The organism is Nostoc sp. CCY 9925 (genome assembly GCF_963920935.1).
In the GTDB taxonomy this organism is placed as follows: Bacteria; Cyanobacteriota; Cyanobacteriia; order Cyanobacteriales; family Nostocaceae; genus Nostoc.
This window is the reverse complement of sequence record NZ_CAWUDO010000017.1, coordinates 66,046-78,710: the sequence shown is the minus strand read 5'-3', so window position 1 is coordinate 78,710 and position 12,665 is coordinate 66,046. Positions and strand designations below refer to the sequence as shown.

15 protein-coding genes are annotated in these 12,665 nt (G+C 40.8%); 13 read left to right on the top strand and 2 right to left on the bottom strand.

Features of this window, described 5'->3' with window-relative positions:
- Positions 1-425: 425 nt before the first annotated feature.
- From fdxB to ACM0OY_RS11890, 7 genes are all read left to right on the top strand, one after another.
- Entirely contained in the window at positions 426-719 is a 294-nt protein-coding gene (gene fdxB, locus ACM0OY_RS11920; protein ID WP_414569059.1) for a ferredoxin III, nif-specific, read from the top strand.
- Between the two features lie 555 nt (positions 720-1,274).
- Positions 1,275-2,249 (top strand): cytochrome c oxidase subunit II, encoded by a 975-nt coding sequence (locus ACM0OY_RS11915; protein WP_414569058.1) that lies wholly within the window; start codon positions 1,275-1,277, stop codon positions 2,247-2,249.
- 81 nt (positions 2,250-2,330) lie between these two features.
- Positions 2,331-4,022, top strand: a complete 1,692-nt coding sequence (ctaD, locus tag ACM0OY_RS11910) for a cytochrome c oxidase subunit I (RefSeq protein WP_414569057.1) — start codon at positions 2,331-2,333, stop codon at positions 4,020-4,022.
- 194 nt (positions 4,023-4,216) lie between these two features.
- Complete coding sequence (locus tag ACM0OY_RS11905; protein ID WP_414569056.1) at positions 4,217-4,813, top strand: cytochrome c oxidase subunit 3; 597 nt, start codon at positions 4,217-4,219, stop codon at positions 4,811-4,813.
- Positions 4,814-4,913: 100 nt separating this feature from the next.
- Complete coding sequence (locus ACM0OY_RS11900) at positions 4,914-5,399, top strand: hypothetical protein (RefSeq protein WP_414569055.1); 486 nt, start codon at positions 4,914-4,916, stop codon at positions 5,397-5,399.
- Between the two features lie 324 nt (positions 5,400-5,723).
- Positions 5,724-6,335, top strand: coding sequence for a cupin (locus ACM0OY_RS11895; protein WP_414569054.1), 612 nt, complete (start codon positions 5,724-5,726; stop codon positions 6,333-6,335).
- 112 nt (positions 6,336-6,447) lie between these two features.
- Positions 6,448-6,984 (top strand): ArsC/Spx/MgsR family protein, encoded by a 537-nt coding sequence (locus tag ACM0OY_RS11890; RefSeq protein ID WP_414569053.1) that lies wholly within the window; start codon positions 6,448-6,450, stop codon positions 6,982-6,984.
- Positions 6,985-7,002: 18 nt separating this feature from the next.
- Here the strand turns inward: ACM0OY_RS11890 and ACM0OY_RS11885 are convergent, their stop codons facing one another.
- Complete coding sequence (locus ACM0OY_RS11885; RefSeq protein WP_414569052.1) at positions 7,003-7,254, bottom strand: hypothetical protein; 252 nt, start codon at positions 7,252-7,254, stop codon at positions 7,003-7,005.
- Between the two features lie 44 nt (positions 7,255-7,298).
- The gene (cysK, locus tag ACM0OY_RS11880; protein WP_414569051.1) at positions 7,299-8,258 is read right to left on the bottom strand and encodes a cysteine synthase A; all 960 of its coding nucleotides are present in this window, start codon (positions 8,256-8,258) and stop codon (positions 7,299-7,301) included.
- A gap of 1,098 nt (positions 8,259-9,356) precedes the next feature.
- Here cysK and ACM0OY_RS11875 point away from each other — a divergent pair.
- The 6 genes from ACM0OY_RS11875 to ACM0OY_RS11850 all read left to right on the top strand — a co-directional run bounded on the left by ACM0OY_RS11875 (position 9,357) and on the right by ACM0OY_RS11850 (position 12,643).
- Positions 9,357-9,776 carry a hypothetical protein gene (locus ACM0OY_RS11875; RefSeq protein ID WP_414569050.1) on the top strand — a complete coding sequence of 140 codons (420 nt, stop codon included), beginning with the start codon at positions 9,357-9,359 and terminating at the stop codon, positions 9,774-9,776.
- Between the two features lie 86 nt (positions 9,777-9,862).
- Positions 9,863-10,129, top strand: a complete 267-nt coding sequence (locus ACM0OY_RS11870) for a hypothetical protein (protein WP_190958435.1) — start codon at positions 9,863-9,865, stop codon at positions 10,127-10,129.
- 2 nt (positions 10,130-10,131) lie between these two features.
- The gene (locus tag ACM0OY_RS11865; protein WP_414569049.1) at positions 10,132-10,443 is read left to right on the top strand and encodes a hypothetical protein; all 312 of its coding nucleotides are present in this window, start codon (positions 10,132-10,134) and stop codon (positions 10,441-10,443) included.
- 354 nt (positions 10,444-10,797) lie between these two features.
- Positions 10,798-11,133, top strand: coding sequence for a hypothetical protein (locus tag ACM0OY_RS11860; RefSeq protein WP_414569083.1), 336 nt, complete (start codon positions 10,798-10,800; stop codon positions 11,131-11,133).
- 138 nt (positions 11,134-11,271) lie between these two features.
- On the top strand, positions 11,272-12,279 hold the full coding sequence (locus ACM0OY_RS11855; protein ID WP_414569048.1) for an LLM class flavin-dependent oxidoreductase: 1,008 nt from the start codon (positions 11,272-11,274) through the stop codon (positions 12,277-12,279).
- Positions 12,269-12,643, top strand: a complete 375-nt coding sequence (locus ACM0OY_RS11850; RefSeq protein WP_414569047.1) for a hypothetical protein — start codon at positions 12,269-12,271, stop codon at positions 12,641-12,643. The genes ACM0OY_RS11855 and ACM0OY_RS11850 overlap by 11 nt, the downstream gene beginning before the upstream one ends.
- The last annotated feature ends 22 nt before the right edge of the window (positions 12,644-12,665 follow it).

Below are 12,665 nucleotides of genomic sequence, written 5' to 3'. Positions count from 1 at the left end.
ATTCAATAAAAGGATAAATCCAGAATTGTTGCTTTAAAAAATACATATTGCACATATCAAAATGTGACTGATAAACATTCATTTTTGTATATATGGATACTGTGATTATCTATTTATTTGCCTGGATATAAAAATACTTGAAAAACAATATCATCACTTTTTGAAAAATATTTATATCTTTTGTAAATCAAAATTATTGCTGAGATAGGCTAAACAAACATTTAACTCACCAAAGTCATATGATAATTGTTGGCAATAAATTTCATCTATATATTGAAAAACAAAAACAATAAAATATTAGATTAAAAGTCATCAAGTTTTGATGATAAAAAATCAATATTTAATCTAAAAAAAGCAAAATATTAGGATAATATAATGATTAAAGTAGGAACAAATTGCAAGGCAAAATTGCCGAGGATTAATTCATGGCACAACTAACAGGTTTGACATTTGGTGGTAAGTCTTGGACACCTAAATTTGCTCAAGAAATTGACAAAGACAAATGTATCGGCTGTGGCAGATGTATTAAAGTATGCGGATACAATGTACTAGGTTTGAAGGCACTCAACGAAGAAGGGGAATTTGTAGAAGACGAAGATGATGAAGAAATTGAACGTAAAGTTATGGCAGTTAGTTATCCAGAAAACTGTATTGGTTGTGAAGCTTGTTCGCGGATTTGTCCCAAGAACTGCTACACTCATGTTGCATTAAACAATTAAGGTTTTTGGAGTTAGTCAATATTGTTGTTCATCCAAGGAGGCACTGTTTGTAGAAAGGGCAAATGTACCCAGCAAGGTAACTAGAGGGGAATGTATATATTTACTTGAACTAGGTAAAAAGTTCACAGTAGACAAATGCGTAAATCGTAATATGTTTGTTATTGACAAATTTAAACTTGCTGATAGTATAGCCCGATCGATATTAGGATCAACTGTGTCTCTGGAACAACTAGCTTTTCTGGAAGCAGGTGAGCTTCCTTTGTCATAGCAATTGAAATATAATTGATAATTTTCTGGGGGAAAGATATGAAAAAAATCTGGAAGTTTCCCCCATTTTTTATTGCTGCACGTTAGAAAGTTAATTAAGTGAAGTGAGGGACTGAGGACTGGGGACTGGGGATTAGGAACTGGGGATTAGTGATTAGGGACTAAGGAATGAGCAGACAAGAAAGAGTTTTTCTAATAGCCAATACCCAATTCCTAGTACCCAATCCCCAGTCCTCAATCCCCAATTCCCAGAACCTTAAAAGACGGTTTACAGAGCAGGTAGTATGTATGCAACAAGTTCCTGTTTCACTATGGACTCTGGTTGCTGGGATAGTAGTCACAGCAATTAGCATTTGGATTGGTCAAAATCACACTCTACTGCCGGTACAAGCATCGGAACAAGCGCCTTTGGTAGACGGTTTTTTCAACGTTATGTTTACCATTGCGATCGCTCTCTTCTTAGTAGTAGAAGGAACAATTGTGATTTTTTTGGTTAAGTATCGTCGGCGTCGGGGAGATGACACCGATGGCTTACCAGTAGAAGGCAATTTGCCTTTAGAAGTTTTTTGGACAGCAATTCCCACAATTATTGTCTTGTGTTTAGGCATCTACAGCGTAGATGTTTTTAACCGTATGGGAGGCTTTGAAGCTGCCGGTCATCCGCATTCAGTAGCTCATGTTCATCATACGAGTGGGAGTGCAATTGCAGCCACTCTCAATGACACCCCCGAACCAACAACAGCGCCGAAAATTGGTTTTGGTGCCTCTCCTAGTACCGAAGGCAAACCAGCTGACTTAGTTGTTGATGTCAAAGGCATCCAGTACGCTTGGATATTTAACTATCCTGAAACTGGCATTACTTCCGGAGAATTGCACATTCCCGTCGGTGCTGATGTGCAACTCAACCTTTCAGCAGATGATGTAATTCACTCATTCTGGGTGCCAAACTTCCGGTTGAAGCAAGATGCACTTCCCGGTATACCCACGCAACTAAGATTTGTCGCCACCAAGCCAGGCACATATCCCGTAGTTTGTGCTGAATTGTGCGGTGGTTACCACGGATCTATGCGGACACAGGTAATTGTCCACACACCAGAAGAATATCAAACCTGGTTGACAGAAAACCAAGTTGCTCAAAAGCAAAACTCACAAATTGTTGCAGTTAACCCTGCTGAGTTATCAACATCAGAGTTCCTCGCGCCTCACGTCCACGATATGGGGATTAGTGCTGCAACTCTGAAGTCAGTTGTTAAAAGTCATTAGTCATTGGTCATTGGTCATTGGTCGTTAGTAAGTGGCAAACAAAAGACAAATGGCGAAGGACAAACAACAAAAGGCAAAAATATGACACAGGTAGAATTTCCACCGAACACTCCACCAGAAGAAAAGAAGCCAGAAACTCTGGCGATCGCCCACACCTCTCATCAAAAGCCGTGGAAATGGCAGGACTATTTCACATTTAATATTGACCACAAGGTTATTGGTATCCAATATCTTGTTACGGCGTTTGTGTTCTATCTCATCGGCGGACTGATGGCGATCGCTCTCCGCGTCGAATTAGCAACGCCTGATGCAGATTGGCTCGACCCCAATCTGTATAACGCTTTCATGACCAATCACGGGACGATTATGATCTTCCTGTGGATTGTTCCCAGCGCCATTGGGGGATTTGGTAACTTTTTAGTACCCTTGATGGTTGGTGCTAGGGATATGGCTTTCCCGAAGCTGAATGCGATCGCCTTTTGGCTAAACCCACCAGCAGGTGCGCTCATTTTAGGTAGTTTCCTGTTTGGCGGTTCGCAATCAGGTTGGACAGCTTATCCACCTTTGAGCTTGGTGACAGCACCCATCGCCCAAACAATGTGGATACTGGCGATCGTTTTAGTGGGAACTTCTTCAATTTTGGGTTCGCTGAACTTTGTGATCACCATTTTGATGATGAAGGTTCCCAGCATGAAATGGGATCAAGTTCCCCTGTTTTGCTGGGCAATCTTGGCAACCTCAATTCTGGCGCTTCTCTCCACACCTGTATTAGCAGCAGGTTTAATTCTGCTATTGTTTGACCTCAACTTTGGCACCTCCTTCTTTAAACCAGATGCAGGCGGTAACGTTGTAATTTATCAACACTTATTCTGGTTTTATTCCCACCCGGCAGTATATTTAATGATTCTGCCCATCTTCGGCATTATGTCCGAAGTGATTCCAGTTCATGCCCGTAAGCCAATTTTTGGTTATAAAGCGATCGCTTATTCAAGTGTAGCCATCTGCGTCGTCGGTTTGTTCGTCTGGGTACACCACATGTTTACCAGTGGTACACCTGGTTGGATGCGGATGTTCTTCACCATCTCCACCTTACTTGTTGCCGTTCCCACTGGCGTCAAGATTTTCGGCTGGGTTGCTACCCTTTGGGGTGGTAAAATTCGCTTCACCAGCGCGATGCTTTTCGCCATAGGCTTATTATCCATGTTCGTCATGGGCGGCTTAAGCGGCGTGACAATGGGCACAGCCCCTTTTGATGTTCACGTCCACGACACCTATTATGTAGTCGCGCACTTCCACTACGTTCTGTTTGGCGGTTCCGTGTTTGGCATTTACGCCGGCATTTATCACTGGTTCCCCAAAATGACCGGACGGATGTTGAATGAAACCTGGGGACGCATTCACTTTTTCCTCACCTTAATCGGCACGAATTTAACCTTCCTACCCATGCACGAATTGGGTTTACAAGGAATGCCGCGAAGAGTTGCAATGTATGACCCACAATTCATCGACCTCAATCAAATTTGTACCTTTGGTTCATTTGTTTTGGGGATATCAGTAATTCCCTTCGCCATCAACATTATTCAAAGTTGGATTAAGGGACAGCCAGCAGGCGATAATCCTTGGCAAGCTTTGACCTTAGAATGGACAACTAGCTCACCACCCGCCATTGAAAACTGGGAAGTATTGCCGGTTGTCACTCATGGCCCTTATGACTACGGTCACGGTCATAGTACTGAAGTACAGCCAGCAGCGACACCGGAAGCTAGTGCTTAGTAAAGCTTTGAGTAAAGTCGTGGCGAATTGAGGGTTGAAATTTAAACGCATAGGCGCTTCGCCTTCCCGTAGGGTAGAACCGCAGAGTTAAGCGCAAAGGTACGCAGAGAATTCGCTACTGGGCGGGCTAATTGAAAATCATGTCAGATATTAGCCCAGTCCCCAATCCCAGTCACCTTTTTGCCAACAAATTTATGACTATAGCTACAACAGAACACGACAGCGCAGGACATCATGAAGAACATCCAGATTTAAGAGTTTGGGGACTGTTAACATTCCTCGTCTCTGAATCCCTGATGTTCGGGGGATTTTTTGCCACCTATTTGTTTTTCCGCAGCAGTACAGCTGTTTGGCCACCGGAAGGAACAGAAGTAGAGTTATTCGTGCCGACGATTAACACCATTATTCTGGTGTCCAGCAGTTTCGTGATTCACTTCGGTGATACAGCGATTAAAAAGAATAATGTCAAGGGAATGCAACTGTGGTACACAATTACTGCCATCATGGGAGCAATTTTCTTGATTGGTCAGGCTTATGAGTACGCAACTTTAGGCTACGGCATGACTACCAATGTCTTCGCCAACTGCTTTTATTTAATGACAGGCTTCCACGGTTTGCACGTGTTTATCGGACTGTTATTAATATTAGCTGTGTTGTGGCGATCGCGCATTCCCGGCCTATATACTGCCAAAAATCACACCTTCATCGAAATGGCAGAAATTTACTGGCACTTCGTAGACATTATTTGGATTGTTCTTTTCACTTTGGTGTACATTCTTACACTGTTTTAAATTGGGCATGGGGCATTAACAATTCGTAATTCGTAATTTGTAATTCGTAATTATGTTGAGTTATTCCCCATTCCCCAGTCACCAATCCCCAGTCACTAATATGCAACTCAATACAAATAAATTCTCATGGTTTCAGGTTACTGATGATATCAAAAGTTTATTAATTTTAGCTGCACAAAATTGGGAAAATACATCAGAATCTGAAAAATATATTCAACAAGCCTTAGCCAAAACTGGTGAAAATACAGATGTTTTGGTAGCAGCATATCGATTCTTTTATTATAAAAATAATTATTCTCTGGCACTGCAAACAACAACGAAATTATTAGATAAAATTAAAGAAGTAGAAAAATTCCCTGACGACTGGGAGCAACTTAAGTCTATATTAGTCAATCGCAAGGAAGATCCACAAATTCGATTGTACTTGAATGCTTATGCTGCCTCTGGATTAGTTCTAGCAAAGTTAGGAGCAATAGACCAAGCAAAAGAAATCAGCACCAAAGTCAAAGAGATAGACGAAAAGCATGATTTTGGAGCCGGAATTCTCCTAGATATTTTGACACGTCCAGCAGAAGAAGACGATTAATTAGTGTGTGGGGATTGGGTACTGGCTACTGGGGATTGGGAATTAGGAATTTACTACTGAGCAAGTATTCCTAAACATTTATTTCCTAGTGCCTAATCCCAGTCCCCAGTCCCTAATCCCCAGTCCCCTCTTGAAATCAAGGTGAACTTTCATGAACAATTGGTTATCTACTTCATCATCGTCTTATCCTCTTTTAGGAACTGCGAGTAATAATAACTCTATTATTCCTCCGATCTACATACCTACTACATCTCCTATAGGTAGTCTTCCTAATGTTTCTCCGATTATTATCATCCAATCTTCTCAAATGAGATTTTAAAAGTTATGAAAGGTAGGGATTGGCTATTAACGGGAGACGGTCAGTATCAAGCCTGCAAATCTGTGAGAGCATGGGATTTATTGAGAGATAATTACCGCGTTTATCGGTTTTTAACTGAGGTGGAAGATGTTCTCAATAGTGTGGAAGATGAATCGAGTTGTTTGCCAGAAATTCGGATGCTCGTCAGGCGTTTGATCGTCAATTCCTACTGGGTGCGGAGTCAGTATTTAGAACCTTCTCCCAAAACGGGAACCTCTGTTTTACTCCTATATGATGAATTGGGTTTTCCGTTGACGGTGCAAACAGTAACATTTGCACCAGGAACCAAATCAACTATTCATAATCATGGGACGTGGGGAGTAGTAGCGGTGTTAAAAGGTCAGGAAAAAAATACTTTTTGGCAACGCACTCATAGCTCAGAGTTTCAGGACAAAATTGAATATACGGGAGAAGTAACTCTGTTTCCAGGAGATATTATTAGCTTTACTCCCGATGCAATTCACTGTGTAGAAGCACAGGGTGATCAACCAACTGTGACTTTTAACATTTACGGTGAAACCGATCCGAAAGAAAGGTTTGAGTTTGACTTTCTTACCCATAAGGCTAAGAATTTTTGAAGCAGAATTCTGAATTCAGAATTCTCTGTAGAGACGCGATCCATCGCGTCTTCACCCAAGGATATGTCACGTTCTTAATTGCGAATTGCGAATTGGTATAAGAGGTAGTTGTATGGCAAGAGTAATTTTTTATAGTAAACCAGGCTGTAAAGGTGGCACTAAGCAAAAAGTTTTGCTCACGGCTGCTGGCCATGAAGTGGTAGCATACGATTTGCTTACAGAACCTTGGACAGTTGAACGGTTGCGTTCATTTTTTGGCGATCGCCCCGTAGCCGAATGGTTTAATCGTTCTTCCCCAAGGGTAAAATCTGGTGAGATAGTGCCGGAAAAAATTGATGCCGACACTGCTTTACTGCTGATGTTGAGAGATCCGTTATTGATTCGCCGTCCTTTATTAGAAGTAGGCGATGTCTCCGGCGGGCAAAGCCTACGCCGTGAGGTAGGATTTGATGTTGAAAAGATTGATGCTTGGATTGGCTTAAAGCCTGTGGATGAATCCTTCCGAGAAATGAGCGAAAATCTGATGAATCAGGATTTACAAGGCTGCGCCCACAATGGCAAGCACGGTCATCATGACCATAATCACGAACAAGGTGGCTGTAAGCATCATGGAGAAGAACACCAAAAACAAGGCGGTTGTAGCCATTAGTAACGATAATTTTTAAGGTTATCTCAAAGCAACCTTCTGCAATTCGATTGCATCGACCTGCAATGCGATTGCATCGGCTTGCAATTCGATTGCATCGACCTGCAATTTGATTGCATCGACCTGCAATTCGATTGCATCGGCTTGCAATACGATTGCATCGACCTGCAATTTGATTGCATCGGCCTGCAATGCCATTGCATCGGCTTGCAATGCGATTGCATCGACCTGCAAAAAATAACACGTTGTTTCTTGAGAGCATTTTTCAACCACGAGTTAAGGGCATAGCATTGCTGTGCCCCTACTCTGTATTGTTTTTACCGGACGCCAGCAGTTTCTAAGGACAAATCTTGAAACATGGGGGTGCTGAGGTAACGTTCACCGAAGGAAGGCTGAATCATCACGATTAAACGTCCGGCATTTTCTGGACGTTTACCTACTTGAATTGCAGCGCATAAAGCTGCACCAGAAGATATTCCAGACAATAAGCCTTCTTCTTTTGCTAAGCGTCGCCCAAATGCGATCGCTTGTTCATCGCTGACTCTAATTACTTCATCAACTAATTCTAAGCGGAGAACATCTGGGACAAATCCGGCGCCAATACCTTGAATTCTATGAGGCCCGGCTTCACCACCTGAGAGGACTGGGCTGTTACTGGGTTCAACCGCGATCGCTTGAAAAGTCGGCTTGCGGCTTTTAATTACCTCTGCAATCCCAGTAATTGTCCCACCAGTACCTACTCCCGCAATCACAATATCCACTTCCCCGTCTGTATCATCCCAAATTTCTTCGGCGGTGGTTTCCCGGTGGATTTTGGGATTGGCAGCGTTGCGGAATTGTTGCAGCATATAAGCATTGGGAGTATTAGCGACAATTTCTTCGGCTTTGCGAATTGCTCCCCGCATTCCCTCTGTACCTGGTGTCAACTCTAAAGATGCGCCATAAGCTCTGAGCATAGCCCGTCGTTCATGGCTCATAGTTTCTGGCATTGCCAAAATTAACTTGTAGCCCCGCGCCGCTGCCACCATCGCCAGAGCAATTCCTGTATTACCGGAGGTCGGCTCTACTAAAACAGTTTTTCCAGGCTCAATTAAACCCTCTGCTTCAGCCGAGAGTACCATACTTATGCCTATGCGGTCTTTCACTGAAGCCGCTGGGTTCATACCTTCGAGTTTGACAACTATTCTTGCTACCACTCCCTCAGCTTGAGGAATTTTGTTCAGTTCAACTAAAGGAGTTCGTCCAATAAGTTCTGTTACGTCTTTAGCAATCCGCATTATTTAACCCCTAAAATTCTAACTTTTAGTGCAGAGTATCTATTTATAACAATAAGCTTTTGTGTATTGATTTTGTAGTTGAGCGATAAGAATTCATAACCCAGAATACAGAAATCAGAATAGTTACATAATCAGCAGAAAACTTGATGAATCAATATGCCAATCATGCAAAACTCCCGATAAATTCTGAATTTTCAATGGCAGTTGGTTGTTTATGGAAACCTAATATACTGTATTGCCTCCTTCTTAGTATCGAATTTTTATTTAGAATGTAGATGAGTGGATGTACTATGTATTTTAACTCATTCACAAAATATATAAGTTTAAAAAGAACTTTTCAAAAAATAATCAAAATATTAATCGCTAGAATTCAATTTGTTAGGGAAATATCAATTACTGCGATCAAATTTAATTGCTTTTTCTACTTATTCAGTCTATCCTTATCAAAAGACATTGATATTTAGTTTTGAGTACAGATTTTGTCCGTCCAAAATTTTTCAATAAACAGCCTTTGATGCTTGTCTACATTGCTTTGAGGTTGAGTACTCCACACACTAGAACCCCACCTCGAAAATACTAGAACCCCGTTTGAAAAACACTAGCACCCATACCCCAATGAATTTTTAAAATACTTATCAAGCAATGATTACAGGCTTTGAGTACTGTTTTAATAAATTTAATAATTTTAATAGGGCTAGGGTAAACTGTTTTGTGGAGAGGCGACTGATATAAATCGTATAGGATTTACGCAGAGATTCCCCTCTACCCCCCAACATTCCTAAGCGAAAGCTTAGTGAACTAGGGGGGACTTCTTAATCTCTCTTTTGAGAGTAGGATGAAAAGAACTTCCAGGATATGAGGGCGTTATTTCTGGCGAAAGATTCCTATTTTTTGTGAAAAGTTTGGTAGTTGCTCAATAGTTAATAGTCAGTAGTAATTAGATAAATAACTGACAACTAACGATTCTAAAATTACCTTCTACACATATTTTAGCATCATAACTGTTTGAGAAGTAGAAATATATCGATAACTACTTTAGGTAAACAGCAAAAGATATTTTCTTACTGGGTGCATACTACCTAGCAAGGGAGAGCCAAGATGAAAGCCAAATTTTTAAATGTTCTTACAGTTTGTGTAGTTACCTTAGCAGTGCTTTCTCCAGGGCTAGTAGTATTTGGCATAATTTGGGAGCGACATATTGAGTTATTAGAATCACAGAATAAGACATGCGAAGTTAATAAGACTAGTGCAGCGATCGCTCTGACTCCCCAGACAGAAAATATACCATTACCTCAGACTAGTATACAAGCCTCTGAGCAAAATCTGGTTAATCAAATGCTGACTGTTACTGAGCAATATAAACTTGGCACAATCCTCCAATGGTTCTTCTTGTTAACCCCGATTTGTGTTGGGTTAGGTATTATCTTTTACGACAGATATCTTGTTTATCGTGCTGCTGTTTTAAAAGAACAAGTTGAAATGTTAGAAAGGCTGTGGCAGCAAAGTATTGAGCAGTAAGTGTTCTGGTACTACCAGACTTATTTAGAGATTTGAAACTCTCTGGTTACGCTCCAATTTTGTTCATTCAAATCCAGAAATTAACCATGACAGAACAACGCCAACACTTGTATTTTAACCTGATTGATGAACTACTGAAATGCCCTAATGGTCACGAGCCAGAAGTTTTAGAATCTCAGCCAGAATTAATTGATTCTGGTTTAGTAGAAACAATGTTACAAGTAGCAACTATGTTTGCCCATGAAGGCAATCAAGATGGCGCCAAATTTTTATTTTTTGTAGCGCGTGAACTAGCTAAACAACTAGGTTTATATCCGGAAGTTCCCAATTCTGAAGTTGCTAATAAGGAGTAAAAATGCTATTGACTTCAACTGATGCCGGACAAATAGCTTTAGAGCTACTCATGGCAGATTGGAACATTTCAGAAGAAAATAGAGAGTGGTTTACAATCTTTAACTCTCGTCTATTTGGCGAGAGTTGGTACATTGTAGAACTAGGTGTAGAAGGATTTCCAGATCGTTGGTTTATTCAAGTGTATGACAATGGAGTGTGCGATCCAAACTATACATTTATTTCACCAATTAATGGTTCTGAAGGATTTACAGACTTCGTAAGTGTGCCGGATATTGTTGCAGAGGTTTTAGTTTGCGAACGTAATGCTCGATAATAAGAATTAAAAATTAAAAGTTAAGAATTCAGAATTCAGAATTCAGGAATCAGAAGCAATTAGAGGTGTACCAAATCAGGTATACCTCTTTTTGTGTAATATGCAGCAAAATTTAGAATTCAGGAGTCAGAAAATGTAGGGTGTATTAGCCTACGGTATAACAAAACATCAACAATTCAAGGTGCTTTTATCGGCGTGACAACGCACCCTAAATATCCCTGAATTCTAAATTGTGAATTCTGAATTCTGTTTTAATACTTTCTTTCTATTACATAACGTAAATTGTCAGATTTAATTGACAAAATTATGTTATATTAAAATAGAGTGACGGACGCTACAGAAATATCAGTTGAAATGATTGCTGAAGACATCTTAGCTAAAGAATTCACAAGAGTCGTCAACCACTACTATCCACAAGTTGGGGAATTACTAGACGGGTGTTATGTGAAAGTCATTACCTGTTTTTGGGGACGACCTGCTAGACGCTTGCAGTATATAGGAATTTATTGCTCTGCTGAAATGATTCCCTATGTGCAAGCTCAAAAAGAAATACTTCGAGAAGTAGCAGACAACATGGGTCTAATGCAGGTAGTTTGCATAAACGCCAAGCGATTATTGCGCGATCCAATGTCGAAGCTCAAACAAAACAATCCACGCCTATGGTTAGAGTTGCAGTGGGTTGCTACTTAGTAGTTTGTCAAGCCAGTTTGTCAAGCTAAAATTGACGGTTTCAGGGTGACAGGGAGAGTTTTAAATCGAGCAAAGTTGTCTTGACAGACTACTAAAATAGCCAGCACACACGGTGGGTAAAAAGTATCAACGCAAGTAATGAAAACTGGAATTTTCTGCAATTACGAAAATCATCACCAAGATGCTCGCCGTGCCATTTTTGAGCAAGTAACCCTGATAAAACAGGCAGAAAGCTTAGGCTTTGAAGAAGCCTGGGTGAGTGAGCATCATTTTAGTGAATCCAATCTTAGCCCATCCATGTTAGTGTTAATGGCACACTTGGCGGGATTGACTTCAAGTATCAAATTAGGCACAGCAGCGGTGTTACTGCCATTTCACAACCCGATTAGGGTAGCAGAGGACATCGCCACTTTGGATAATTTGTGCAATGGACGATTATTATTTGGAGTTGCCAAAGGAGGGCCTTTTCCTCAACAAAACAAACATTTTGCAACACCAATGAGTGAATCGCGTCCCAAAATGTTAGAGGCAATGGCATTGATTGAAAAGCTTTTATATGAAACTAACGTATCATTTAATGGGCAATATTATCAATGCGATCGCCTGACAATTTATCCCAAACCATTGCAGCCAAAAATTCCCGTGTATGTTGCCACTGGTGGTGATGATGGTATCGAGTTTGCCGCCAAACATTCCTTCAGTTTGATGGGTGGCCCACCGTTCTCCCTAGAGAGATTGAAAAATACCATTGCCAAATATCAAGCGTTAAATACTAGTGGTGCAGAAAACTTCGTGCTGGCACGCTTCTTTTATGTTGGCAAAACATTTGATGAGGCAGTGAGTGAAGCGTTACCTTTCATTCGCCAATTCAGCCAAAAAATGAAAGCTAATTCGGCCCAAGTAATGCAAAATAGTGCGAATCCGGGTCATAAACCATTCGATCGCACAAACATTTGTTTCGATGAAGACTATTTGATTGAAAACTCAATTATTGGTGATGTGGAGATTTGTCGAGACAAAATCAAAAAATTTCAGGACGAATTAAATGTAGGTACGCTAGCACTCAAACCCTCATCTTTAGATGTGCAAAAAAACCTGGAGAGTTTGACGCGCTACAACCAAGAGGTGCGAAATTATGTCTTCTAAATTATACCTGCTACCTCCTGATGATTTACCTCCAGCTGAGGTAACAAGAGAGGATGGAATGTTGCAGATGGAGTTAGAACAGTCTACAGGCAGATGCTTTTTTTTAGCCTGCGATCGCATTACGCGAGTACTCTTATCTAATTGTCAGTGGTATCTGACAACAAATGCCAACATTCTCACATTAATTATTGACTGCCCTGACATAGTATCTTACTGGCATATTGTCAGCAATATCCCCCAGTTAGGTAATCGCTTAGAAAGGTTTTCTACTAACGCCAAAATTCGCGTTTATCCACCATTTGGCAAAGGAACGCCTTTTGAAATTGGTGTCAATGAAATTTCGGCTTATCGAGATTGGCTTTGAGGTCAATAAACATTATATTGTC